Below are 24,153 nucleotides of genomic sequence, written 5' to 3'. Positions count from 1 at the left end.
CTTAAAGGTTAGACAATGCCAAAGAGATGCAACATTGGCAATACCAGCAGTAGACTGTCGAACCGATCCAAGATGCCGCCATGTCCCGGTAAAATTTTTCCGGAATCCTTAACACCGTAGAACCGTTTCAACGCGGATTCAATCAAATCCCCGATTTGCCCGATAACGGATAAACACAGCGCAATGCCCATCATCGGCCAGAATGTATAATATTGCGGTAAAAACATTAAGTAAATAGCAGCGGTAATCAACGCAAGGACGATGCCACCGATGCTGCCTTCAATCGTTTTGTTGGGGCTAATCGCCGGCCATAGTTTGTGACGGCCCAACTTACGGCCGATCATATAAGCACCGGTATCGGTAAGCCAGACGATTAACAGCGCAAACATCAACGTATCCAAACCTGCATCATTCCGCACGCTGATCAGATAATGAAAACCGGTTCCAATGTAAAAGAACGAAAGCACCGAGACGCCGATATCATCGAAGGTTGTTCTGTTCTTGGTTGTGACCGTTAAAAATAGCAACAGGGCAACCGCAACATAGATCAAATCAATACGGCCCAGAAAGGCAGGCAGCCAGCGGAAAAAGCTATTTGGCAAAACAACGACCAAGACACCAAGCGCCGCTATCAGGAAATCCGGCGAAAGAATAATCCGCTTCCGCATAATATAGACTTCTGACAAAGCGATCAATGCCAAAACTGCCCCGGCTGTATCGATCCAACCGCCGCCCAGGATTAAAATCGGAATAAAAATCGCTAAGGCAACGACCGCCGTTATGACCCGTTGTTTCATGATAAAAAATCCTCCATCACCATTTCATTAATTGATTATTTTTTTAAACCGCCAAATCGACGATCGCGCGCTTGGTAATCCGCAATTGCAGATTCGAGGGCAGCCGGTGAGAAGTCCGGCCAATAATCATCCACAAAAACCAGTTCACTGTAGGCAATCTGCCATAGTAAAAAGTTTGAAATCCGCAACTCCCCGCTGGTTCGAATCAACAGGTCCGGATCCGCCATCGGGCCCAAAAACCCTGTCATCAAAGCGGACGAAAAACGGGAATCGTCAATTTCCTCTGGCTTGAGCGTACCTTCCTGAACCTGTTTAGCCAACTTTTGGGCGGCGTGAACCAGTTCATCACGACCTCCATAGTTTAAAGCAAAGTTGAGGATCATCCCGGTATTATTAGCCGTATCAGCCATTGCTTTTTCACTCGCTTGGCGTGTCGGTTCAGGCAAGTCGGTCAATTCACCCATAACTTCAACTTTAACATTTTCCTTAATTAAATCTGGCATGAAGTCATTAAAGAAATCGACTGGCAAACGCATTAAGTAATTGACCTCAGAACCAGGCCGCTTCCAATTTTCGGTCGAAAAAGCATACAAAGTCAAAACCTTAACGCCAAGGCGACTCGCCGCTTTGGTAATGGTTTTAACATTTTGCATGCCCTGCTTATGCCCGGCAACCCGCGGCAAAAACCGCCGCTTCGCCCACCGGCCATTTCCGTCCATAATAATCGCAATATGCGCTGGAATACGTGAAAGATCAAGCTTTACTTTAGAACCTTTGGCTGTGGCCAAACTGGCGCCTCCTCACAACGTCCATGGTACCCTCAAGCACCAAATGTCTTAAACGATTGTAGCAGAAAAAAGACAAGAGCGCGAACTGGCGCGTTAAGAAGTCGGAGTGTAAGTGGCCTTTAGCCCAAATGGCTGGGTTTTGGCCATTTGGGCTAGAGGTCCTTACACGCAGACTTCTGCGCCAGTGAGCGCGTTTCCATGCAGCATCGACGAATCTGCCTCACACACCAGAGGTAGAAGCTTTGGCCATTGCGGTCAAGGTCCTTACACGCAAGCTTCTGCGCTGGGGAGCGCGTTTCCGTGCAGTATCGGCGAACAGTACTTCACTCAATACCGGCAGTTGAAAGTGAAAAGCCTTGAACCAGTGCAACCAAGGTCCTTACACGCAGACTTCTGCGCCAGTGAGCGCGTTTCCATGCAGGATCGGCCAATAGTTCACCACTCAACCCCGGCAGTCCAAAGCCTTGCGCCATTGCGATCAAGGTCCTTACAACACAAAAAAACAAAAACCCCAGATTTCCTCTGAGGTTTGCCCACAACCATTAAGCTTCAGTGATCTCAAACTTCGGTAATTTCCTTTTCCTTAGCTGCGGCAATATCATCAATGCGCTTGGTTGCTTCATCCGTGACTTTTTGCATGTCCTTTTCAAGCCGATGCAATTCATCTTCGGTGATATCCCCGTCTTTTTCCTGACGCTTCAACTTGTCAAGTCCTTCACGACGGATATTACGCACTGCAATTTTGGCATTTTCGGAAAATTTACCGACTTCTTTAGCAATTTCCTTCCGGCGCTCGCCTGTGAGTTGCGGAATCACCAGACGAATCACGTCGCCATCGTTAGCCGGATTAATGCCCAGATCACTGGCATTAATGGCCGTTTCAATGTTTTTCAGCGCAGATTTGTCATAAGGGCTGATTTGTAAAACCCGTGCTTCCGGAACAGTGATGGCTGCCATCTGGTTCAGCGGCGTCGGCGCACCATAATATTCCACCGTAATCTGATTAAGTAAACTGGCATTTGCGCGACCTGCGCGAATATTGCCCAGTTCGCGTTGCAGTGATTCTTCGGTTTTGCCCATATTGGTTTTTGCTTGTTCAATAATTTGATTTGCCATTAGCTTCTCCCTTCGATTGTGGTGCCGATCTTTTGGCCTTCCACAACCCGTTTGATATTACCGGGCTCGTTTAAGTTAAAGACAACTAAGTCGATGTCATTGTCCATTGACAACGTGCTGGCCGTTGAGTCCATGACCTTTAGATCCTTATTGATGATGTCCATGTGCGTGAGACTTTCATACTTCACGGCGTGGGTATCTTTATTAGGATCAGCGGAGTATACGCCATCGACGTTGTTCTTCGCCATTAAAATGACATCAGCTCCGATTTCTGCAGCACGTAACGCTGCCGTTGTGTCTGTGCTGAAGTACGGGTTTCCGGTACCGCCAGCGAAGATCACCACACGGCCCTTTTCCAAGTGGCGAATAGCCTTGCGTCGAATGTAAGGCTCCGCGATCTGGCGCATCTCGATAGACGTTTGTACCCGAGTCGGGACACCTTGGCTTTCCAGATTATCCTGCAAAGCCAGTGCATTCATGACGGTAGCTAACATGCCCATGTAATCGGCTTGCGCGCGTTCCATGCCCATTTCGGCACCGGTTTCACCACGCCAGATATTCCCGCCGCCACAAACAATGGCGATTTGCACACCCAGTTCATGCACCTGCTTGATTTGTTCAGCGATCGTTGCGATGACCGGTGGCTTAATCCCAAAACCAGCCTCTCCTGCCAGCGCTTCTCCGCTGATTTTTAAAACGATCCGATTATATTTGACCATGTATCTTATCCCTCCGTTGGTTGCTGGCACTATTTTACCATAGTCGCAGCATTTCTGCGGCAAGAAGCTGCAGACAACTGCCTTGTTTTACCAGCTCTTCAACTGGATGGCCGAAAATTCATGACGCCCGCTGACAATCAATTTTTCCTTGCCTAAAACGTGACGCTTTCATTTTGCCATAGAAAAGGGGCCCTGCCTCGTCGACAGTCCCCTTTTGTTGGGTCATTAACCCTTGATTTGGTCCATGACCTCATCAGCAAAGTTTTCTTGTTTCTTTTCAATACCTTCGCCGACTTCATAACGAACGTAACCCTTGACGGTGCCACCCTTAGCAGCAACGTACTTGGCAACGGTTTGGTCCGGATCCTTAACAAACTCCTGATCAACCAATGAAATCTCGCTCAACCACTTGTTAACCCGGCCTTCAACGATGCGCGGAACAATCTTTTCTGGCTTGCCTTCGTTCTTGGTCTCTTCAGTGAAAATATCTGTCTGATGCTTCAATTCATCAGCTGGCACCTTGCTGCGATCCAGATATTCAGGATTGATCGCAGCAACATGCATTGCGACATCTTTGGCAGTGTCGTCATCGGCACCATCCAGAACCGTCAAAGCAGCAATTTGGCCACCGTTATGCAAGTAGGCACCAAAATGTTCATTGTCTGTCTTGGTAACGACCTGGAAACGCCGCAAACTGATCTTTTCGCCAATAACCGCGGTCAAGGCAATAGCACCTTCATCGATTGTCTGACCATCACTCATCTTGGTCGCCTTGGCAGCGTCAAGATCAGCCGGCTTGTTAGCAGCAATCGCCGCTGCTACCTTGTTGACATAGTCCTTAAACTGATCATTCGAAGCCACAAAATCGGTTTCCGAGTTCACTTCAACAATCGCAGCGGTGTTACCGTTAATGGCAATTTCTGCCAAACCTTCAGCTGCAATGTTGCCGCTCTTCTTAGCCGCTTTTGCCAACCCTTTTTCACGCAAGACATCAATTGCCTTATCCATATCGCCGTCAGCTGCGACCAATGCCTTCTTGGCATCCATCATCCCAACCTGGGTGCGGTCACGTAATTCTTTAACTTGTGCAGCAGTAATTTGAGCCATGGATCTGATCCTCCTTGATTGTAAAAAAGCTGCCTGCAGATCTTGCAGTATGCGAAACCCTCAGACAGCTTAATGTTTAATTAATTAGTTAGCGCTTTTGTTGTCGCCTTCAACGGCTTCCACGATATCTTCCATGGAGTCAGCCTTCTTATCGGCAGCTGGTTGCTGATCCTGGTCGTCGCCTTGGTCTTCACCCTGGTTGCCTTCAATGATCGCATCAGCCATCTTGGAAGTAATCAGACGAACGGCACGAATCGCGTCATCGTTAGAAGGAATGATGACATCAATATCGTCAGGATCGGTGTTTGTATCAACCATCGCAACGATTGGAATGTTCAGCTTTTGTGCTTCCTGAACCGCAATCTTTTCCTTGCGTGGGTCAACAATGAACAAGACATCCGGAATCCGCGGCATGTCTTCGATACCGCCAAGGAATTTTTCAAGCTTTTCCTGTTGCTTCTTCAGAAGTGAAACTTCTTTCTTAGGAAGGACATCAAAAGTGCCATCCGTAGCCATCTTCTTGATGTCTTTAAGCCGCTTGATTCGGGTTTGAATCGTGTTCCAGTTGGTCAGCGTACCACCGAGCCAACGGTGATTGACGTAGTATTGACCAGCGCGGGTTGCTTCTTCAGCAATGGCATCTTGTGCCTGCTTCTTTGTTCCAACGAACAAGAAGACGCCGCCGTTTTGTGCTTCTTCCTTAACGAAATTATAAGCATCGTCAATCATTTTAACGGTCTTTTGCAGATCGATGATGTAGATACCGTTTCTTTCCGTAAAGATATACGGCTTCATCTTCGGATTCCAACGACGGGTTTGATGCCCGAAATGTACACCAGCTTCAAGAAGCTGTTTCATGCTTAATACTGCCATGTGTTTGTTCCTCCATTATGGTTTTATTCCTCTTGACAACGTCAGCTCGCAGGTGGACTTCAAAGGAAGCACCCCACTCACGATCAGTCAGTCAATGTGGTTTGTGCATACCGCACTCGATAAAGTATACAGACTTTTCACGACTTTGACAAGCCCTGCCACTTGACATGATGCGCGGTTAAAAATTGCTCTTTTTTGTGGCGACTTTGATGTTTAAAATGCCATTCTGCCGACAGTGCTTCGTGCTTTTCGGGAAATGCTTCCTGGTACAACAACCGAACCGGTCGCCGCGATGCCGTATACTTCGCACCCTTACCGGCATTGTGCGTGGCTAATCGCGCTTCAACATCATCAGTAAAGCCGCCATAGAAGGTTCCATCGGCGCATAAGAGTACATAAAAGTAATAATACTTACTCACCATGCAACAACCTCCTGACGACTGGCGTATAGCTACCATCTGCCTTATGCACAATCAGTGGCGGCATGATTCGCAAGCCATCCGGTCGTCCGGCTTTGATGGCGGCAATCAAAACCATGTTCGCCTCCCGATCCTCGCGCGGATGAATGAATTGCAACTGCTTAGGCGCCAAACCGGCCGCAGTCAAAGTTGCTAACAATTCTGCCAAGCGTTCAGGGCGGTGAACAAAGTAGGCTTTGCCTTGATACTTTAACAAATCAGCGCTGACTTTTGCCACGGTAGCAAAGTCAGTGGTCAATTCATGCCGCGCCAAAGCAAGGTGATCATTCGGGTTGGTGATACTTTGGTCATTCACTTTAAAATAGGGAGGATTGCATGTCACAACATCAACAGAATCCTTTGCGACCACCTGCGTTGTCTGTGCTAAATCACCCACGTGCACATCAACATTTTTTAAATGATTCAATTCGACACTGCGACGCGCCATATCTGCCAACCGCGGTTGCAATTCAACCATGGTCACCTGGCCATCGGTTTCGCGCGCCAAAAAAAGTCCGACCGCACCATTGCCAGCTGCTAAATCGACTACTCGGCTGTGCCGCTTGATTTGCGCAAAATCGGCCAGTAAAACCGCATCTAATGAAAACGAGAAAACTGCGGCACTTTGTATGATTTTAATGTTGCGACTGGCCAGCACGTCGACCCGTTCACCTGGTAATAATGACATCTCCAACACCTTTTTCCTCCGAAAGCTGGTTTACAATGGTATAATTTACCACAAAAGTTTAACCATGAAGGAAGAATAAGCCATGTTTTATAGTTTTCTGCGTTATGTCGTAGCCGGTTTACTCTGGCTCATTAATGGACACGTAAAGGCTCAGGATAAGCAACAATTGCCTGAAGGCCCATTTGTCCTGGTTGCGCCTCACCGCTCCTGGCTCGACCCGGTTTTCCTCGCACTTGCCGCTTGGCCGCACCATTTTTCATTTATGGCAAAAAGCGAATTGTTTAAAAATCCCCTGTTGCGCTGGTTACTTGTCAAAGTTGGGGCTTTCCCGGTTGATCGCGCGCATCCCGGTCCCAGTGCCATCAAGGTTCCGGTCCGCGCTTTAAAGCAGGAGAATAAGGCGTTAATGATTTTTCCTACCGGCTCCCGTTACTCCGCGGATATGAAAGGCGGTGCGATTCTGATCGCCAAGCTAGCAAAAGCGCCGATTGTACCGGCTGTTTATCAAGGCCCGGGAACTTTTTGGTCATTGTTTAAACGTAAACCTGCAATAATTCGTTTCGGATCACCGGTTGAGCCTCCAAAGGGTCGGCTGACTGACGAAGCGCTCGCAACCTTTAGCGATCAGTTGCAAGAAAAGTTTGCGGCGTTAGATCACGCGATCAATCCGGATTATAAGTACATTCCTGATAAGAAGAAATACTTGGAAGAAAAAGAACATGGTGACGTTTGAGGTTCGCTTGTCGAACCTTTTTCGTTGGGTGGGCTTGTGTTAAATGGCTTCTCCTTTTGTACTCTTGATGCAGAAGACGGTGAACGTTCATACACCATAACGCGATAACGCGCTCTCATGCGCAGAAAGTGAGCTTTTCATGAATCTTTGGAAAAGAATGACCCGCAAGCCGGATTTGGCGGCTGCACTTAAAGCTGATGATTTACTGACACGGAGTTTGACGACACGGGATTTGATTGCATTGGGCATTGGTGCCGTTATCGGTACTGGGATTTTTATTTTGCCTGGTACCGTTGCCGCGACAACTAGCGGCCCGGCAATCACGATTGCGTTCATTTTGGCGGCGGTTGTGTGTTCATTGGCTGCCATGTGTTATGCGGAATTTGCCTCGGCACTGCCGGTGGCGGGTTCGGCTTATGCGTATGGCAATATTGTTTTCGGTCAGGTTTTTGGTTGGATCATTGGTTGGGCTTTGATTCTTGAATACATGTTGGCGGTCGCTGCGGTTTCGACCAGCTTTTCTGCTTACTTTGCCAGTTTGCTGACCGGTTTCCATATTCACCTGCCTGCAGCGATTGCCGGACCATTCTCGCCTAGCCACGGCACTTATATTAACCTCATCGCCGTTCTTGTCGTTTTGTTAATCGGCATTATGCTTTCGCGTGGCATGCAGTCTTCGATGGCGATCAATCGACTCATGGTTTTAGTTAAATTGCTTATCATTCTTATTTTTGTGATCGTCGGTTTCTTTTACGTTCAGCCGGCGAATTGGCATCCTTACCTGCCATTTGGTGCCAAAGGCGTTCTCGCCGGGGCCGCCATGGTTTTCTTTGCCTACCTTGGCTTTGACGCAGTGTCGGCCTCAGCTCCTGAAGTAAAGCAGCCTCAACGCACCTTACCTCGGGGGATTATCGGTACCTTGATCATCGCCACGATCTTATATGTTTTAGTCGCCATTGTCTTGACAGGAATGGTGCCATTTACCAAACTGGATGTTGCTGATCCAGTTGCGTTTGCGCTCGGTGCGGTTCATTTACGCGGTCTCGGTGGTTTCATTTCGGTGGGTGCACTGGCAGGTATGTTCACCATGATGGTCACGATGATTTACAGCTCATCCCGATTGATTTATGCTATTGGCCGTGATGGCTTGCTTCCCCGTTGGTTCGGTCATATTAGCGGACATCTACCGGAAAATGCCCTCTGGACAGTGGTTGCGATTATCGCGATCATGGGCGGGCTGGTGCCGCTAAACCAGCTGGTCAACCTTGTTAACATCGGCACGCTGATTGCATTCGCGTTTGTGTCCATCGGCATCATCCCGTTACGGCGACATAAAGCCATCACTAACGACGGCTTTCACGTCCCTGGTTACCCAGTGACGCCAATCGTGTCGTTTCTCTTTTGCCTGTTGCTCATGACCCAATTAAGTGTTGAAACCTGGCTTATGAGTCTCGCGTGGTTTGCGTTTGGCTTGGTCATTTATTTCAGCTATGGCATCAGACACGGGCACGTTTCCGAAGCAAAAATTAGGTAACAATCAACATCATATTTACTTAAGAGAGGAAAATAATATTGGTCAATAAACAAACAGCAACCTGCCTTGTTGATGGTCAAGTATATGCCATCAGTGATGGGCTTTTCTTAAGTGATCTGGAAACCAAACTTGTCAATATCATCAAAAATGATTATCCCAAGGCCACTAAGAACAGTTTTATCTGCAATTCGCATTTATTAAATTATCGGCTTGAACGGATGCGACGCCAACAACGCCGAGATGAACGGGCACATGAAAAGATCAACCGCAAAATGTCGCAAGCGTTGGTCAAAGACGATTTCCAACTGACCGATGTTTACGACAAAATGGAGTCGACGATCACAGTCGGCGAACGAATTGCGGATGCCGTTGCCAAGTATGCCGGCTCATGGTCGTTTATCATCATCTTCTCCGGTTTCATGATCGTGTGGATGATTCTCAACACCGTGGGCATCTTTGGTCACAAGTTTGATCCGTTCCCGTTCATTTTATTAAACCTCTTTTTGAGTATGGTAGCAGCGTTGCAAGCGCCATTAATCATGATGAGCCAGAACCGCGCGGCTGAGTATGATCGACTTGAAGCCAAGAATGACTATCATGTTAACCTTAAGTCGGAAGAAGAGATTCGCTTACTTCATTCCAAATTGGATCACATCATTGCCGATGATAACCCGAACTTATTTGAAAGTCAGCGCCTGACAGTTGAGGTTATGGGCGAAATGGTCAACCAGTTGACGGAAACCCGCCAACAGCTTGAACTACTTAAAGCCAGTCAGGATGAAACCGACAAGGCTGTGCACGCGGAAAAATCGAAAAAATAAAACATCCCCTGTTTGGCGTGGCATGTGATGCCCACTCACCAAGCAGCGGATGTTCTTTTTTACACCAAATTTTCGGATAACCATCATTTATCAGTGGATTCAGCGCCACTGTCACCGACTTGCAGATGATACATTTCATAATAGCGACCATGTTTAGCCAATAAGGCTTCATGCGTCCCACGTTCGACAATTCGCCCGGCATTCAGCACCAAAATAAGGTTGGCATCCTGAATAGTCGAAAGGCGATGGGCAATGGCGATCGTTGTCCGTCCCTGCCGAATACGCCGCAAGCCCTCCTGAATCACTGACTCGGTCTCCGTGTCGATATTCGCAGTTGCCTCATCCAAAACGAGAATCTTGGGATTCGTCACAACCGTGCGGGCGAATGAAATGAGCTGCCGTTCGCCGCTGGAAAACTCGCTCCCGCCTTCAATAACCTTGGCATGATAACGATCCGGTAATTTGTTGATGAAGCGATCCGCCTGAACGAATTCTGCCGCTTGCTGAACCTGCTGATCCGTAATCTGATCATTGAACAAGCGAATATTGCTACTGATATCCCCATAAAACATGAAGGAATCCTGCAGCACCAAACCTAACTTCTTCCGCAATTCTTCCATCGGGTAATCACGAATGTCGACATCATCAATCAAAATCTGCCCTTTGCCAAACTCGTAAAAGCGCATCATGACATTGATAATCGAACTTTTACCCGATCCGGTATGCCCGACTAATGCCACCGTCTCACCGGGGTTGGCGACAAAACTGATATCATGCAGAATATCGTGCTTACCATCATAAGCAAAACTAACGTGACGGAATTCGATTTTCCCTTGCTGAATCACCGCATGGGCATTAGGGTGCTGTGCAGGCGCGTATTCTTTGCTGTCCAAAATCCGGAAAATTCGGCTGCCGGCAACCACCCCGTCTTGTAGAAACGAGAGATTATCCATCATGTTCACCATCGGATTGAAGAAATTGGCAGTATACGTGGTGAATGCGTATACCAAACCTGCTTCGACGTAACTATGCATGGAAATCAGCCCGAACGTCCACAAAACCGCAATCAATGCGAATGAATATAACAAGTTGATCACAGACGACAGCAGCAAGGAGTTCACTCGAATCATGGCCTTACGAGCATCCAGGTATTCCTGATTAGTTGCCTCAAACTCACGGCTGATCCGATTCTCCTGCCGAAATTGCTGAATAACGCTGATGCCTTCAATCGACTCATTTAGCTGGGTATTCAACTCGGAAAGCTTTTCGCGCATGTGCCGATAAACTTTGGAACTGTACGTGCTGTAATACCAGACAACCACTAGCAAAATAGGTAAGAACGCCGCCACCAACAAGGCAATTTTAGGATTAGCCGCAAACATGACAGCAAAGCTACTGATGACCGAGAACAAACCGACAATGACCGCCAAAATAACGTTCCAGAAATCAGAAAAGGTCATGGTATCATTCGTGACCCGCGAGACAATCGAGCCAGCCGGTGTCTGATCAAAATACCGCATGCCAAGTGTGTGCAGTTTGGCAAACAACTGCCGCCGTGCATCTTCAAGTCCGCGTTCAGCGCCCATGTTGAATAAAAAGGTCTGGAAGAACTGAAAGACGGCTTTGACCAAGGTGCCAAATGCATATAAAACCGCAAACAACAGCAAGATCTTGACGGTTGCACTTTGATTCGCCAAATACCGATCCATAAAAATCTGCAGAATCTTAGGCAGCAAGACGTTCATGCCTGCCAATAACGCCGCAGCAACAATCGCACCGATGAATTGGCGCTTATACGGTCGGGTAAAACCCATGAGCCGACGCATAATTTTAATCTGTTGCCGCACCGGGATACTTTTAGACCATGCACTTTCATAACCCTTACTTGCCACGTACGTCACCTTCTTCCGCAGCTTCCATTTCCTGCTTTGCCCACATTTCGGCATACCAACCATGCTTAGCCAATAATTGGGCATGGGTGCCACGCTCAATGACCTGACCGTTTTCGAGCACAATGATTTCGTCGGCGTGCATCACCGAACTCAAACGGTGAGCGGCAATGATCGTTGTTTTATGGGCGCGATCACGTTTCATGTTGGTCAGAATTTCTTCTTCGGTTTTCGCATCCACTGCTGACAAGGCATCATCCAGGATCAACAATTCAGGCGCATTGATAACCGCCCGAGCGATGGCCAAGCGTTGTTTCTGTCCGCCAGATAAGCTGACGCCTTTTTCGCCAACCAAGGTTTCATAGCCTGATGTGAATTTTTTGATATCATCATGCACCGCACTTTCCTTGGCGGCATTTTCCACGTCCTGCTGGCCCTTTTCAAAGGCGGAAAAGCGAATGTTGTCCGCGACCGTGGTTGAAAACAGAAAATTATCCTGAGGGACGTAGCCGATTGAATCAAGTAACGCATCGAGTGAATAATCCTTAATGTTATGGCCGCCGAACTCAATGAAACCATCGTAATTGTCGAATTCACGCAACAGAAGTTTGAAAATCGTACTCTTGCCGGCGCCGACCTTCCCGACAATCCCGAGCGTGTTGCCTTCCAACAAGGTAAAATGAACCCGACTCAAAGCCACTTGCTGGTCATTAGGGTAACTAAATTTGTTTATCTGATAGCGGATATTACCGTGTGCCGGCGTGGTAATCGCGTCTTTGGCTTCAAGAATCGTCGAGCGCTCCTGAAGCAGTTCATTGACCCGATCATAACTGGCATTCCCGCGTTCAAGAATGTTAAATAGGCGGCCAATTGCAAACATGGGCCAGACTAACGCCGAAACATAGGTCACAAATGAAACCAGTTGGCCGATCGAAATTTGGCCGTGCACGACTTGCCAGCCGCCATAAATGATCGTAATGACATAAGTAAGACCCATAATGAGACTAGTCGTCGGATCAAATAATGCATCAATAAAATTAACCCGGCGATTAATCTGCACGGTTCGATCGACAATCCGATTAAAGTCAGCGGTATCCTCCGCTTCCTGGCCAAATGTCTTGATCACTTTGATGCCGCTAACACTTTCCTGCGTTTTATCATTCAACCGCGAAAATGCCGCCTGCGACTCGGAAAACGCCGCATGCAGTCTGGTGCCTAACTTACGCGCCATCACGGCCAGCAGAGGCATCGGCAAAATCGCCACAATCGTCAGGCGCCAATCAACGACCAAAATCATCGCGATAATGGTCGTGCCTCCGGTAATGAACGAATCAAATAAGGTCAAAATTCCGGCGCCAGCCACGTTTTGCACCGCGTTTAAATCATTGGTAGCATGTGCCATCAAATCCCCGGTGCGATGTTTTTGATAAAAAGTCGCGTCCATTTTCATAAAATGCCAAAATAAACGGGTCCGCAACGTGCGCTCCAACTTGGCGGCACCACCCCAGATTGCATTACGCCACCCATAACGGAAGAGATATTGCGCAATCCCGGAGAACAGCAGCAGCCCCAGCATAAGGGCAAGATAATTGACTGTCAGCCGTGATTTACTCATCGCGTCAACCAGATCGCCGATGACCTTTGGCGGAATCAAATTAACCAAGGCGACTAATAGTAAAAAAGTCACGCCTAACAGGTAACGCCGCCACTCCTGTTTGAAATACCACCCTAATTTTCTAAAAATTCCCACAACCATGCTCCTTAAATTGCCAGCCTGATTCGCGCGTTCAGAAACAGGCTTTTTGCTTTATGAAATAAATGACTTATGTTTTCTCATAAGCGCCGTTAGTTATGAATATTCTCTCATGATAGCACAAACATCATTAGGACGCGAAAACGCGATGACAGAAAAGATCTCTGTCATCGCGTTTTCTTAGCAATTACTTAGCATTACGTTGGGCTTGTTTCATTTGCGCCATCATTTGGTTCAGTTTCTTAGCAGATGGCTTTTGCCCCATTTGCATCATCATGGTGCGCAGCATGTCTTCGTTCACAGGCGGATTGTCTTGAAAATATTTTTTCATATATGCCCGTGCGCCGAAGAACCCGCCTGCTAAGCCAACCAGTAACGCAATGATCCCCACAAGTATTGTGATTAGCAATGTGCGGCCTCCTTCAAGTTTCATTTCTCATTGTACTAAAGCGCTTTGTTGTTGAAAAGACTAATCTTTTCGCCAACCATGTTCGCGCTGAATTTTTTGGACTTTCTTGCTGGTTATTTCATGTCCTTTTTTATCAAAAACCTGCGTGTGCTCGATTTGATCGCGTAAACCGGCACGAAAATCTTTTAAATAAGCTTCACGTAGCTGTTGACGCTCGATTTTTTCCTCAGGTGTCAACCCTACGCTGCGATCTTTCTTGGCTAATTCATTGATCCGATCCAGTCGTTCTTGTGGTTGTTGTGCCATCATGTTGCCCCCTAAGTTTTAAATATCATCACTTAATTTAGTTGAACCGCGTGGTAGTGATAATTTGCGGCTTCATGATCAGGATACGGCGCATTTTGTAACATCGCAACATATTCTGCGGCACGGCGCCGAGAAGAAAAGGCTTTGAGCAACTCGATAGGTGCCAAGCGGTCCGCATAGTAGACAACATAAATCAACTGATCGTTCATGAGCCTTCACCTCGAGTCTGTCGTGGCGCGGTGGTGGCGTGAGCTGGAATCCCCGTTAACTTCCATAACGCGTTCACCGGCGCAGAAGTCTGCGTGTAAGGACTTTTGTGGTCCTTATACTAGTCCCTGGCTTTTGGACGAAGATCCCGTTAACTTCCATAACGCGCTCGCAGTCGCAGAAATCTACGTGTAAGGACCTCTAGCCCCAAATGGCCAAAGCCCAGCCATTTGGGGCTAGAGGCCACTTACACTCCGATTTCTAAGCGCTCCTGCTCGCGCTCAAACAAAAAAAGACCGTTTCCGGCCTTTTCCAAGATTAACGACGCTTTTCGCGGATACGTGCTGCTTTGCCGCGGAGTGCGCGTAGGTAGTAGAGTTTTGCCCGACGAACTTGGCCGTGACGGGTGACTTCAATCTTTTCGACCCGTGGGGAGTGTAATGGGAATGTCCGTTCCACACCGACACCGTTTGAGATTTTGCGAACAGTGTAGGTAGCGGAAATGCCAACACCGCGGCGTTTGATTACAACGCCTTCAAAGAGCTGAATACGTTCGCGTTCGCCTTCAACGATCTTGGCGTGGACGCGGACGTTATCACCTGCACGGAAGTCAGGAATATCGTCGCGTAACTGTTTCTTGGTAATTTCTTGAATCAATGGGTTCATTGGTCTTTCTCCTTTGCCGACATTCATAATCATCCCGAACAGCGGAATGCCGTTGGTATGTGACGTATCACAATCAATAAGTTTAGCATGTCCGGTGATGCGTGTAAAGATAAAATTCTTTACAAGATTGGCTAGCCGCTATGTTCCTAAACAGCCAGACTGCCTAAACCAAAAACCTCGCAGCATTTCAGGCCTAATTTTGCTCCGGATCTTCTGCGTTCCGGGTGCTTGCATTTAACCGTCTTTCTGCTGCTTTAGTAGCCTCTTCTGTTTTAACCTCGCGTAACAGTTTTTTTGCAGCATCATCAAGCTCGACCTGTTCAAGCAAATCCGGCCGCCGCAGATAGGTTCGGCGCAGACTTTCCTTTAACCGCCAACGGGCAATCAGCTGATGGTTGCCATTTTGAAGCACTTCTGGCACCTGCATACCGCGATATTCAGGCGGGCGAGTGTATTGCGGGTACTCGAGGAGGCCATTTTCAAAGCTGTCAGTGTGGGCACTTTCGTCATTACCCAAAACGCCAGGCAAAAGCCGGACAATCGCATCAATCATGACCATTGCCGGCAGTTCGCCACCGGTTAGGACATAGTCGCCAAGGGAATATTCATCGGTGACCAGTGTCCGAATCCGCTCGTCATAGCCTTCGTAATGCCCACAAATGAAGACCAGGTGGCTTTCTTGCGAGAGTTCCCGCGCGGCTTGTTGGTCGAACTTTTTGCCTGCCGGATCCATCAAAATAACCCGCTTAGGCCCCGGATGGCGTTGATTGACCCCATCCATGGCCTCAAACAGTGGTTCCGGCTTGAGCAACATGCCAGCACCGCCACCATAAGGCGTGTCATCAACGTGATGGTGTTTGTCATGGCTATAACTGCGATAATCAACCACATCAAAGTTAAGCAAGTGGCGTTCAAGCGCCTTCCCGATCATGCTTTCGCGCAATGGCTCAAACATATTTGGAAACAAGCTTAAAACATCAATCTGCATCGTCAATCAACCCTTCCGGCACGATGACGTGCGCTTCCTTGCGTTCCAGATCAATCGACTGTACCACAGACTTTAAAAACGGCAACAAAATCTCACTTTTACCGGCGCGGGGAATTACCCAGACATCATTAGGACCGGGGCTGAGAATCTCACTGACTTTGCCGAGTGTCTGACCATGCTCATCAATCACCGTCAAGCCGATAATATCTTTATAATAATAGCTACCGGCTTCAAGCGGCTGTAAGGCAGCATCCGTGACCTGCAGTTTTTTCCCTTTGAACGGTAAAACCTGGTTAATATCCGTATAGCCTTTAAACGTCAGCATTGTGAGGCCTTTATGTTCGCGAACCGATTGAATCGTCAGCGCCGTTTTGGGTGAAGTCGCAACATAGACCGTCTTCCCCACCTGAAACCGCTGTTCCGGAAAATCCGTCGTCACAAGTACGCGAACTTCACCGCGGATGCCATGGGTATTCACAATCGTGCCAATATCATAATACTCGGGCATACATTTCCTCCTTATGTCTCCACCAGTCATGTCAAAATAAAAAGACCGACGCGGTATGCGCCAGCCTTTTTATTTTGTATGCGGCGCATCCAAAATATTGAGCCGCACCCGCTTATCGTACGGGCTTTTAACACTGTATACAATGGTTCGGATTGCCTGGGCAACCCGGCCCTGTTTGCCGATCACGCGGCCGACATCTTCAGGCGCAACAGCCAGATCAAAGGCCATATACTCGCCTGTTTCATGCGCCGTCACCTTTACGGCTTCTGGCTTGGTAACCAGCGGGGTAACAATGGCTTTGATCAAACTACCGATATCCACCATTTAAGACCGCCTTTATTTCTTAGCAAAGCGCGCTTCGTGATACTTCTGCATGATGCCCTTGCTGCCAAGCAAGTTACGTACAGTATCTGAAGGTTGTGCGCCTTTTTGAAGCCAATTCAAAATATCTTCTTCATTTAACTTTAAATCGACTGGATTAGTCAACGGGTTGTAATAGCCCACGGCTTCGATGAAACGACCGTCACGCGGCGAGCGTGAGTCTGCTACAACGATCCGGTAGAAAGGCTTACGCTTTGAACCCATCCGCTTTAAACGAATTTTAACTGCCACTAAGTCCACCTCCTGCTCATTTATCAACCTTGATAGCATAGCAAAAAAAATTTAAGCTGTAAAGCCTTTTTTCTTTACACGGAAAATTGTTCGGCTTATGAATGGAATCGCTTGGCCTTTTTAAGCCGCTTCTTCTTATTGCGCTTTTGCTTACGAACCATGGAGTTCATCGCCATTTTTCCTAGCTTGCCGGAAACACCGCCACCCATGAGCCCGTCAAGGCCTTTCATATTGCCTTTGCTCATCTGGTTCATCATTTGTTTACTTTGGTTGAACTGTTTAATCATGCGATTGACTTCAACAACCGGCCGGCCGGAACCACCGGCGATCCGCCGCCGCCGACTCGGATTCAACAAATCCGGATTTTCCCGTTCTTGCGGGGTCATCGAATAAACAATGGCCTTCATGTGGGCAATGTCCTTAGGGTCCATTTTGACATTTGCCAACGCCTTATTATTCGCCATCCCGGGAATCATCTTCATGATGTCTTCAAGCGGCCCCATTTTGCTAATTTGGTCCATCTGATCGAGAAAATCGTTAAAATCAAACGAATTCTCACGGATCTTTTCAGCGACTTCCTGAGCTTGCTTTTCATCATAGTTCTTTTGGGCTTTGTCAATCAGCGTCAGCATGTCGCCCATGCCAAGAATCCGATTGGCCATCCGGTCCGGATAAAAGACATCCAAGGCGTCCATCTTTTCGCCTTGCCCGATGAACTTGATCGGCTTGCCAGTGACCGCCCGAATCGACAGTGCTGCCCCGCCACGGGTATCGCCATCCAGCTTCGTCAAAACAACCCCGGTAATATCCAGCTGTTCATTGAAGCCTTTGGCAACATCAACCGCCGCTTGACCGGTCATGGCATCCACAACCAGCAAAATGTCATTCGGATGCGCCAGTGCTTTGATGTTCTTAAGCTCGTTCATGAGCTTTTCATCAATCTGCAAGCGGCCAGCTGTATCGATGAGAACGTAATCGTTTTTGTTTTCTTTGGCGGTGGCTAAGCCTTGCCGCACAATTTCAACCGGATCGGTATCGGTGCCCATCTCAAATACCGGCACATTGAGCTGCTTGCCAATGGTTTGCAGCTGATCAATCGCTGCCGGTCGATAAACGTCGGCCGCGATAAGCAAAGGCCGCGCCTTCTCGTTGTCCATCAAATACTTGGCCAGCTTGCCGACCGTTGTGGTTTTCCCGGCCCCTTGCAACCCGGCCATCATAATGACGGTTGGAATATGCGGCGCCTTGTTCAGCGGCACCGCGGCCTCGCCCATGGTTTTGACTAACTCGTCGTTGACAATCTTAATGATTTGTTGGGCGGGGGTCAGACTTTCGAGTACTTCTGTACCAACTGCTTTAGTGCGGACGTTTTTGATAAAGGTCTTAACCACATCAAAATTGACATCGGCTTCCAGCAACGCCAGCCGAATTTCCCGCATGGCTTCGCGAACGTCGCTTTCACTGACCTTACCTTTACGCCGTAATCCGCTAAAGGCTTTTTGTAACCGTTCCGATAATCCTTCAAATGCCATAGTATCCCCCTGCTATTTCGCGGTTTGATCCGCGACTCGTTCTAATAATGTGCTCAAAGCCTTGTCGTCCGGGTAATGGGCGCGTACATAACCCACCAGCGCATCCACCGCCTCATTTTGCGCTTGATAATTGGCAAAAAGATGCAGCTTCTTTTCATATTCTTCCAGACTGGCTTCGGTTCGGCGAATATTGTCGTAAACCGCCTGGCGCGAAACGTTGAATTCAGTCGCAATTTCGCCCAGCGAATAATCATCGCCGTAATACAAAGCCAAATACGCATGTTGTTTATCCGTTAATAACGGGCCATAAAACTCAAACAATGAGTTCATGCGATAATTTTTTTCGATTTCCATCATGTCATTCCTTTAATCCCATGATTGCCGGTATATCGGTTCTCCGGCCGCTTGAACATGGTCCTTGTATAAGGATACCGGTATCGTTGGAAATGGTCAATTGTCACCGGAAAATAGTCAGCGGCCAATATCACGAAAACGGATTCACATTTCCGGTTTTGCCTCATTTCGTGGTACACTGAACATGTGAAAAATTGGAGGGAAGAATATGGTCGCAACCTTTATTTACTGGGCCGTGTTTGCTGTCCTTGCTGCTTGGGGATTGTGGAGTTTGGTTTTCTCATGTGTTTACCTGAGCAACCATGAAAACGGCAATTTATGGTTCTTTGCTATTATCAACACCATCTTCGGTCTTTTAGGCTGGCTATTTGCATGGATCATGAGCAATACGGCATGGCAACAATACTGGTTTGCAAGTAAAGTCCAACCATCCGCTTGGTTCACTTACCTGCTAATTGGCTACCTTGTCTTGGTTATCTTGCAAGTCATTTTTGGCCGGGAAAAGAAAGTCCAGACAGCCTAAATCATCAACGCGCCGGATTGACGCACCTTAACGCGTTCGCCGGAGCAGGAGTCTACGTGTAAGGACCTCGGTCGCAATGGCAAAGTTCGCCATCACGCCCAAGGCCACTTACACTCCGACTCCTAAGCGCGCCGGCTCACGCTCATATAAAAAAGCGTTGCACTTGAACGAACAGGTGCAGCGCTTTTTTTTGTTCTTTTGATTGCCTTGACTTAGACTTAGGCTTTGACTTCAATCAAGCCCTTAAACAGGCCGGTCACGAACTTTGTCGGATCAAATGCCTGCAAGTCATCCATTTTTTCGCCCAGCCCCACTAACTTGACCGGTACATGCAGCTCATTGCGGATTGCCAAGACAATGCCGCCTTTGCCAGAGCCGTCTAGCTTGGTTAGCACAATGCCGGTAATTTGGGTCGTCTGGTTAAACTCTTTCGCCTGATTCAGCGCATTCTGGCCGGTCGTGGCATCCAGCACTAACAAGACTTCTTGCGGCGCATCCGGCAATTCGCGGACGATCACGCGTTTAATCTTGTTCAACTCGTTCATCAGGTTGACTTTATTTTGCAAGCGGCCAGCGGTGTCGACCAACACTACATCGTAGCCTTCTTCTTTTGCCCGCTTAACGCCATCAAAAACAACGGCTGCAGGATCGCCGCCTTCTTTCGTGGTCACCACCGGCACATCAACGCGGCGGCCCCATTCTTGCAATTGCTGAATAGCGCCGGCACGGAAGGTATCAGCTGCCACTAGCAAGACGCGCTTGCCTTCTTCTTTGAGCTGATGCGCCAGCTTGCCGACTGTGGTCGTTTTACCGGCGCCGTTAACACCCACAAACAGAAAGACAGTTGGCCCTTCTTCGGCAAAGTGGAGCTGGTTATCTTCATCTTTGCCAGCCTCGCCGTACATATCCACCAGCTTCTCAACAATAACTCGCGAAACGGCCTTGGGATCCTTCGCGTTTTTGAGCTTAACCTCTTCGCGCAATTCATCGCTCAACCGAACCGCTGTTTCAAAACCAACATCGGATTCGATAAGCATCTCTTCAAGATCATCGAAAAAGTCTTCATCCACCGTCCGAAAATTGGCAAATAACGCATTAAGCTTTTCGCCAAAACTGCTGCGGCTTTTCGCCAGGCCTTCATCATATTTATTTTCTTCAGGCGTTTCGGGTTCTTCCCCAGTGAACGCCTTTTTAATCGCATCAAAAAGTCCCATTAACTTGTCGCCTCTTTCTGTGATTGATCCAGACTGACTGCCATAATCCGACTCACACCGGATTCCTGCATGGTCACTCCGTACAAGACATTGGCCGCAACCATCGTGCCGTGGCGGTGCGTGATCACGATAAATTGCGTCGCACTGGCATAATGGCGTAAGAACTCGCCAAACCGGTTAACGTTGACATCATCCAGTGACGCCTCAACTTCATCCAAAATCGAAAATGGCACCGGACGGACTTTTAGAATCGCGAAAAGCAACACAATCGCGGTTAAAGCCCGTTCACCACCTGACAGCAATGACAGTCGCGTCAGCTTCTTGCCAGGCGGTTGTGCGGAAATCTCGATCCCGGTTGCCAACAGATCATCTGGATCAGTCAAGCTGAGATGGGCATGCCCACCGCCAAACATTTGCGGGAAAATCGCCTCAAACGCACTATTCGTCTGGTCAAACATATTTTTGAATCGTGTTTTAACGGTTTCATCCAATTCGTGCATCGTCTCTTCAAGCTGTTGTTTAGCAGCCAAAAGATCGTCTTGCTGCTTGGTGAGAAACTCGTAGCGCTGATTGACCTCTTTGAACTGCTCGATCGCATTCAGATTAACCGGCCCTAGTTCATCAATGCCGCGTTTCAAGAGCTTTAACTTGCTCTTTAATTCAGGAATCGGCGCGTGATCCGGCGCCACGGCAGCTTTGGCCGCTTCGTAAGTGAGCTGATAATCCTCGGCTAACGTGTTCAGACGAGCATCCAGGCCCAACTTCACCCGGTTAAGGGCCACCGCCTGTTGTTCGGAGGTCGCCATCGCCTGATGCTGTTGTTCATAGGTCGTTGTAATTCTGGCAGAAATCTCGCTTAACTTGCCACGATTGGCGGCCTTGGTTTGAGTCACTTTGGTTTGCTCGGCCTTCAGCTGCTTCAGTTCCTCTTGTAACTTGGCAATCGTAGCTGTACGACTGGCTTTTTCAGCCGCCGTTTCCTTAGCCGTGGCCGTAATGTGCTCAATGCGTTGCTGGAGTTCAGTAATTTGTTCATTTGCATCCCTGGCCTGCGTCTGCCATTGCTGATGCTGATCATGCAGCGTCTGCAAGTCATTGGTCACCACGGCCAGCTTCGTCTTCAACGCATTTTCGGCTGCTGCTTGCTTCGACCGGGAATCGGCCGCAGCATTCGCAGCAGTTTTCAGCTGTTCAATTTCTGCCTGAGCCTCTTCGATGTCACGAGCAATTTTTTTGCCAGCTTGACGAAGCTCGGTCATTTTGGTACTTAAATCAGCCTGAGCCGTGTTGGCTTGTTGTGCGGCCGCCAACTGTCGCTGCGCCTGTCGTAACGTCTCTGCCTGCGCAGTGTGTTGACTGGTAATGGCCGTTAGATCAGCCGCTAACGCCTGAGACTGCGCCTGAGCGTCCTGCCAGGCGGCTTGAGCGGCGTTCTCCTGCTTAGTCAGTTCGGTCAAGGCGGTTTGCTTCTTTTTCAGATCTTCGACTAGTCCCTGCAGTTGGGTTTTGAGGTGGCGGGCTTCCTGGTTGCGGGCCAGTGGTGAGGCTTGCCGACCTTGTTTGACCTGGCCGCCTGTCAGTGAGCCACCTGGATTCAAAATATCCCCAGCCGTGGTCACAATGCGATATCGGTGATGGGTGGTGTTGGCAATGGTAATCGCGTGCGGTAGGGTATCAACAATCAAAACACTACCTAGGAGATTAGCCATCACGGACTTTAGATCAGCCGGATATTGGGCAAGTTGCAGCCCTGTGCCTAAGAAGCCATCTGCGCCTTTGACAAGTTGCAAAACCGCACTTGGCAGCTCACGTGGCCGCATCACAGCAGCCGGCAGAAAAGTCGCCCGACCGGCCCGCTGTTGCTTTAACAGGCTAATGGCGCGTTGGGCTGCTGCTTCATCGCGGGTGACAATGGCCTGTAGATTGCTACCTAACGCCAAATCAAACGCCTGCTGGTAAGCAGTGGGTACTTCCAACAATTCAGCCACCGCACCAATCACACCCGGCAAGGTTGCTTTATGCTTCAGCACAACCCGAACGCCGTTATAAAAGCCCGCATAGTCTTCATTCAATTCAGAAAGCGTCTCATACCGTGCGCGTGCGCGTTGATAAGTCGCCATTTCGTCTTGATAAGTTTGTTGCTGGGCAGTGCGGTTTTGTTGCAGCTGATTCAACTTGGTTTTAGCTTCTTCAACGGCAGTTTGTTGCGTTTCTGCTTTGGCCTGTAACTTTTGCTGCTGGCTCAGCAGTGTATTGACCTTGGCCTCCTGATCCTGCGCCTGCTTGCTCAGTTCATAGATGCGCCGATCATGAGCCGCGTTTTGACTCGCCGCGAGTTGCTGGTCTTTTTGTAAGGCTGCCTGGGCATTTTTATTGTCAGCTTGGGCTTTCAACAGATCAATGTAGTGATTCTGGACGGACTCCAACTGGCGATTCAAAGCAGCCGGATCTTGGCTGGCTTGTTTTTGTTGGGCCAACTGTTCCTTGAGGTCTTGCTGCTTTTTCTGGGAGGCATCAAGCTGCTTGGTTAAGTCGGCCAGTCGCTGGTTCGCCTCTGCTAACGCCTGCTGAGCGTGGGTCAACCGATCTTTTAAATCAGCCAGTGTTGTCGCCGCATTGGCCGAGCGTTCGCTAGAGAGGTTCGCTTCACCGCTAAGACTTTCCAGCTTCATCGAACGACTCAAGACTTGGTCATTGAGCTGATTCAATCGTTCCTCATGCTGATGATCAATTGCGCTCAATTGCTCGGACTGATTTTCCAGATCCTTAACCTTTGCCGTCAGCGCCGCAATGGTCGCCTTGGTCACTTTGGCTTCGCCTTGGGTCTTCTCCTGCTCCGCCGCCAGTTGTTCGATTTCCAGCGCCAAAAGTGTTTGGTGAATCTTTTGATAGTCCGCGGTTTGCTGCTGATAATCCTTGGCCAGTGAAGCTTGCTCCCGCAGTGGTTCAACCTGATGCTTTAATTCGACAATAATATCGTTAATCCGCGCCAGATTATCGTCATTGTTAGCCAACTCGCGCTCAGCTTTGGTTTTCTGTTGCTTATATTTATAAACGCCAGCGGCTTCTTCGATGATGCCCCGGCGTTCTTCTGGTTTGCTATTAAAAATCGCTTCAACCCGGCCTTGCGAGATAAACGAAAAGCTCTCACGTCCCAAGCCGGAATCCATGAACAGATCAACAATATCCTTTAACCGAACATCTTGATTATTGAGCAGAAACTCGGAGGTGCCATCGCGATACAATCGGCGCGTCACCGAAACTTCGGCTGGCTGATTTTTGAGATAGCCGTCGCTGTTATCGAAGGTCATGGTAACCGCCGCGCGATTCAAAGCAGGCCGGCTGTCCGTACCTGCAAAGATAACATCACCCATTCGCTCGCCGCGCAAGCTTTTGGCACTTTGCTCGCCCAATGCCCAGCGAATCGCCTCGGTGATGTTACTTTTCCCACTACCATTTGGTCCAACAATGCCAGTCAGACCAGACACAAAATCAATTTCGGTTTTATCTGCAAATGATTTGAAGCCATTAATGATCAAACGCTTTAATTCCATGATG

Annotated in this window: 26 protein-coding genes; 4 read left to right on the top strand and 22 right to left on the bottom strand. The window is 48.6% G+C overall.

Annotated features, from left to right (window positions below; translation table 11 throughout):
* Window positions 1–8: 8 nt before the first annotated feature.
* From LACZS1_RS07590 to LACZS1_RS07555, 8 genes are all read right to left on the bottom strand, one after another.
* Entirely contained in the window at window positions 9–797 is a 789-nt protein-coding gene (locus LACZS1_RS07590) for a phosphatidate cytidylyltransferase (RefSeq protein WP_010488089.1), read from the bottom strand.
* A 35-nt stretch (window positions 798–832) separates the two neighbouring features.
* Complete coding sequence (gene uppS / locus LACZS1_RS07585; protein WP_070650427.1) at window positions 833–1,585, bottom strand: undecaprenyl pyrophosphate synthase; 753 nt, start codon at window positions 1,583–1,585, stop codon at window positions 833–835.
* Window positions 1,586–2,143: 558 nt separating this feature from the next.
* Entirely contained in the window at window positions 2,144–2,701 is a 558-nt protein-coding gene (gene frr, locus LACZS1_RS07580; protein ID WP_010488081.1) for a ribosome recycling factor, read from the bottom strand.
* Window positions 2,701–3,420 (bottom strand): UMP kinase, encoded by a 720-nt coding sequence (pyrH, locus tag LACZS1_RS07575; RefSeq protein WP_010488080.1) that lies wholly within the window; start codon window positions 3,418–3,420, stop codon window positions 2,701–2,703. The genes frr and pyrH overlap by 1 nt, the downstream gene beginning before the upstream one ends.
* A gap of 225 nt (window positions 3,421–3,645) precedes the next feature.
* On the bottom strand, window positions 3,646–4,527 hold the full coding sequence (gene tsf / locus LACZS1_RS07570) for a translation elongation factor Ts (RefSeq protein WP_047106254.1): 882 nt from the start codon (window positions 4,525–4,527) through the stop codon (window positions 3,646–3,648).
* Window positions 4,528–4,611: 84 nt separating this feature from the next.
* On the bottom strand, window positions 4,612–5,400 hold the full coding sequence (rpsB, locus tag LACZS1_RS07565; RefSeq protein WP_010488078.1) for a 30S ribosomal protein S2: 789 nt from the start codon (window positions 5,398–5,400) through the stop codon (window positions 4,612–4,614).
* A gap of 137 nt (window positions 5,401–5,537) precedes the next feature.
* Window positions 5,538–5,822, bottom strand: a complete 285-nt coding sequence (locus LACZS1_RS07560) for a GIY-YIG nuclease family protein (RefSeq protein ID WP_047106255.1) — start codon at window positions 5,820–5,822, stop codon at window positions 5,538–5,540.
* Window positions 5,812–6,546, bottom strand: a complete 735-nt coding sequence (locus tag LACZS1_RS07555; protein ID WP_070650428.1) for a tRNA1(Val) (adenine(37)-N6)-methyltransferase — start codon at window positions 6,544–6,546, stop codon at window positions 5,812–5,814. Before LACZS1_RS07555 ends, LACZS1_RS07560 begins: the two co-directional genes overlap by 11 nt.
* A gap of 82 nt (window positions 6,547–6,628) precedes the next feature.
* Here LACZS1_RS07555 and LACZS1_RS07550 point away from each other — a divergent pair, with 82 nt between their 5' ends.
* The 3 genes from LACZS1_RS07550 to LACZS1_RS07540 all read left to right on the top strand — a co-directional run bounded on the left by LACZS1_RS07550 (window position 6,629) and on the right by LACZS1_RS07540 (window position 9,634).
* Window positions 6,629–7,279, top strand: a complete 651-nt coding sequence (locus tag LACZS1_RS07550; RefSeq protein ID WP_070650429.1) for a lysophospholipid acyltransferase family protein — start codon at window positions 6,629–6,631, stop codon at window positions 7,277–7,279.
* Window positions 7,280–7,418: 139 nt separating this feature from the next.
* Entirely contained in the window at window positions 7,419–8,813 is a 1,395-nt protein-coding gene (locus LACZS1_RS07545) for an amino acid permease (protein WP_070650430.1), read from the top strand.
* A 38-nt stretch (window positions 8,814–8,851) separates the two neighbouring features.
* Complete coding sequence (locus tag LACZS1_RS07540) at window positions 8,852–9,634, top strand: DUF1003 domain-containing protein (protein ID WP_070650431.1); 783 nt, start codon at window positions 8,852–8,854, stop codon at window positions 9,632–9,634.
* Between the two features lie 83 nt (window positions 9,635–9,717).
* Here the strand turns inward: LACZS1_RS07540 and LACZS1_RS07535 are convergent, their stop codons facing one another.
* The 12 genes from LACZS1_RS07535 to LACZS1_RS07480 form a co-directional block, all read right to left on the bottom strand.
* Window positions 9,718–11,526 carry an ABC transporter ATP-binding protein gene (locus LACZS1_RS07535; RefSeq protein ID WP_070650432.1) on the bottom strand — a complete coding sequence of 603 codons (1,809 nt, stop codon included), beginning with the start codon at window positions 11,524–11,526 and terminating at the stop codon, window positions 9,718–9,720.
* Window positions 11,516–13,273: an ABC transporter ATP-binding protein gene (locus LACZS1_RS07530; protein ID WP_070650433.1), complete on the bottom strand. Its 1,758-nt coding sequence runs from the start codon at window positions 13,271–13,273 to the stop codon at window positions 11,516–11,518. Before LACZS1_RS07530 ends, LACZS1_RS07535 begins: the two co-directional genes overlap by 11 nt.
* 190 nt (window positions 13,274–13,463) lie before the next feature.
* Window positions 13,464–13,685 carry a YneF family protein gene (locus tag LACZS1_RS07525; RefSeq protein WP_010488061.1) on the bottom strand — a complete coding sequence of 74 codons (222 nt, stop codon included), beginning with the start codon at window positions 13,683–13,685 and terminating at the stop codon, window positions 13,464–13,466.
* A 60-nt stretch (window positions 13,686–13,745) separates the two neighbouring features.
* Window positions 13,746–13,991, bottom strand: coding sequence for a DUF896 domain-containing protein (locus LACZS1_RS07520; RefSeq protein WP_010488059.1), 246 nt, complete (start codon window positions 13,989–13,991; stop codon window positions 13,746–13,748).
* Window positions 13,992–14,023: 32 nt separating this feature from the next.
* Entirely contained in the window at window positions 14,024–14,200 is a 177-nt protein-coding gene (locus tag LACZS1_RS07515) for a hypothetical protein (protein WP_010488057.1), read from the bottom strand.
* A 316-nt stretch (window positions 14,201–14,516) separates the two neighbouring features.
* Window positions 14,517–14,864, bottom strand: coding sequence for a 50S ribosomal protein L19 (gene rplS, locus LACZS1_RS07510; protein ID WP_010488055.1), 348 nt, complete (start codon window positions 14,862–14,864; stop codon window positions 14,517–14,519).
* A 193-nt stretch (window positions 14,865–15,057) separates the two neighbouring features.
* Window positions 15,058–15,852 carry a tRNA (guanosine(37)-N1)-methyltransferase TrmD gene (gene trmD / locus LACZS1_RS07505; RefSeq protein WP_070650434.1) on the bottom strand — a complete coding sequence of 265 codons (795 nt, stop codon included), beginning with the start codon at window positions 15,850–15,852 and terminating at the stop codon, window positions 15,058–15,060.
* Window positions 15,842–16,360, bottom strand: coding sequence for a ribosome maturation factor RimM (gene rimM / locus LACZS1_RS07500; protein WP_010488049.1), 519 nt, complete (start codon window positions 16,358–16,360; stop codon window positions 15,842–15,844). The genes trmD and rimM overlap by 11 nt, the downstream gene beginning before the upstream one ends.
* A gap of 69 nt (window positions 16,361–16,429) precedes the next feature.
* Window positions 16,430–16,684: a KH domain-containing protein gene (locus LACZS1_RS07495; RefSeq protein ID WP_025012452.1), complete on the bottom strand. Its 255-nt coding sequence runs from the start codon at window positions 16,682–16,684 to the stop codon at window positions 16,430–16,432.
* Window positions 16,685–16,696: 12 nt separating this feature from the next.
* Window positions 16,697–16,972, bottom strand: a complete 276-nt coding sequence (gene rpsP, locus LACZS1_RS07490) for a 30S ribosomal protein S16 (RefSeq protein WP_003564756.1) — start codon at window positions 16,970–16,972, stop codon at window positions 16,697–16,699.
* A gap of 95 nt (window positions 16,973–17,067) precedes the next feature.
* Complete coding sequence (ffh, locus tag LACZS1_RS07485) at window positions 17,068–18,504, bottom strand: signal recognition particle protein (protein ID WP_010488046.1); 1,437 nt, start codon at window positions 18,502–18,504, stop codon at window positions 17,068–17,070.
* 12 nt (window positions 18,505–18,516) lie between these two features.
* On the bottom strand, window positions 18,517–18,858 hold the full coding sequence (locus LACZS1_RS07480; RefSeq protein WP_025012451.1) for a putative DNA-binding protein: 342 nt from the start codon (window positions 18,856–18,858) through the stop codon (window positions 18,517–18,519).
* 208 nt (window positions 18,859–19,066) lie between these two features.
* On the opposite strand from LACZS1_RS07480, the gene LACZS1_RS07475 reads away from it, so the two are divergent.
* Window positions 19,067–19,381, top strand: a complete 315-nt coding sequence (locus LACZS1_RS07475; RefSeq protein WP_010488042.1) for a hypothetical protein — start codon at window positions 19,067–19,069, stop codon at window positions 19,379–19,381.
* Window positions 19,382–19,599: 218 nt separating this feature from the next.
* Here the strand turns inward: LACZS1_RS07475 and ftsY are convergent, their stop codons facing one another.
* Both ftsY and smc read right to left on the bottom strand, forming a co-directional pair.
* The gene (gene ftsY, locus LACZS1_RS07470) at window positions 19,600–20,595 is read right to left on the bottom strand and encodes a signal recognition particle-docking protein FtsY (protein WP_070650435.1); all 996 of its coding nucleotides are present in this window, start codon (window positions 20,593–20,595) and stop codon (window positions 19,600–19,602) included.
* A complete protein-coding gene (smc, locus tag LACZS1_RS07465) occupies window positions 20,595–24,149 on the bottom strand; it encodes a chromosome segregation protein SMC (RefSeq protein WP_070650436.1) in 3,555 nt (1,184 codons plus the stop codon). The genes ftsY and smc overlap by 1 nt, the downstream gene beginning before the upstream one ends.
* Window positions 24,150–24,153 lie beyond the last annotated feature (4 nt).

Source organism: Lacticaseibacillus zeae subsp. silagei (genome assembly GCF_030770335.1).
Classification (GTDB): domain Bacteria; phylum Bacillota; class Bacilli; order Lactobacillales; family Lactobacillaceae; genus Lacticaseibacillus; species Lacticaseibacillus zeae.
This window is presented reverse-complemented; position numbering and strand designations above follow the sequence as displayed.

Excerpts from the sequence above, each read along its gene's own strand:
- LACZS1_RS07590 (WP_010488089.1), bottom strand. The coding sequence starts at position 797 with ATGAAACAACGGGTCATAACGGCGGTCGTTGCCTTAGCGATTTTTATT.
- frr (WP_010488081.1), bottom strand. The coding sequence starts at position 2,701 with ATGGCAAATCAAATTATTGAACAAGCAAAAACCAATATGGGCAAAACC.
- pyrH (WP_010488080.1), bottom strand. The coding sequence starts at position 3,420 with ATGGTCAAATATAATCGGATCGTTTTAAAAATCAGCGGAGAAGCGCTG.
- tsf (WP_047106254.1), bottom strand. The coding sequence starts at position 4,527 with ATGGCTCAAATTACTGCTGCACAAGTTAAAGAATTACGTGACCGCACC.
- rpsB (WP_010488078.1), bottom strand. The coding sequence starts at position 5,400 with ATGGCAGTATTAAGCATGAAACAGCTTCTTGAAGCTGGTGTACATTTC.
- LACZS1_RS07560 (WP_047106255.1), bottom strand. The coding sequence starts at position 5,822 with ATGGTGAGTAAGTATTATTACTTTTATGTACTCTTATGCGCCGATGGA.
- LACZS1_RS07555 (WP_070650428.1), bottom strand. The coding sequence starts at position 6,546 with ATGTCATTATTACCAGGTGAACGGGTCGACGTGCTGGCCAGTCGCAAC.
- LACZS1_RS07550 (WP_070650429.1), top strand. The coding sequence starts at position 6,629 with ATGTTTTATAGTTTTCTGCGTTATGTCGTAGCCGGTTTACTCTGGCTC.
- LACZS1_RS07545 (WP_070650430.1), top strand. The coding sequence starts at position 7,419 with ATGAATCTTTGGAAAAGAATGACCCGCAAGCCGGATTTGGCGGCTGCA.
- LACZS1_RS07520 (WP_010488059.1), bottom strand. The coding sequence starts at position 13,991 with ATGGCACAACAACCACAAGAACGACTGGATCGGATCAATGAATTAGCC.
- LACZS1_RS07515 (WP_010488057.1), bottom strand. The coding sequence starts at position 14,200 with ATGAACGATCAGTTGATTTATGTTGTCTACTATGCGGACCGCTTGGCA.
- rplS (WP_010488055.1), bottom strand. The coding sequence starts at position 14,864 with ATGAACCCATTGATTCAAGAAATTACCAAGAAACAGTTACGCGACGAT.
- trmD (WP_070650434.1), bottom strand. The coding sequence starts at position 15,852 with ATGCAGATTGATGTTTTAAGCTTGTTTCCAAATATGTTTGAGCCATTG.
- rimM (WP_010488049.1), bottom strand. The coding sequence starts at position 16,360 with ATGCCCGAGTATTATGATATTGGCACGATTGTGAATACCCATGGCATC.
- LACZS1_RS07495 (WP_025012452.1), bottom strand. The coding sequence starts at position 16,684 with ATGGTGGATATCGGTAGTTTGATCAAAGCCATTGTTACCCCGCTGGTT.
- ffh (WP_010488046.1), bottom strand. The coding sequence starts at position 18,504 with ATGGCATTTGAAGGATTATCGGAACGGTTACAAAAAGCCTTTAGCGGA.
- LACZS1_RS07480 (WP_025012451.1), bottom strand. The coding sequence starts at position 18,858 with ATGGAAATCGAAAAAAATTATCGCATGAACTCATTGTTTGAGTTTTAT.
- LACZS1_RS07475 (WP_010488042.1), top strand. The coding sequence starts at position 19,067 with ATGGTCGCAACCTTTATTTACTGGGCCGTGTTTGCTGTCCTTGCTGCT.
- ftsY (WP_070650435.1), bottom strand. The coding sequence starts at position 20,595 with ATGGGACTTTTTGATGCGATTAAAAAGGCGTTCACTGGGGAAGAACCC.
- smc (WP_070650436.1), bottom strand. The coding sequence starts at position 24,149 with ATGGAATTAAAGCGTTTGATCATTAATGGCTTCAAATCATTTGCAGAT.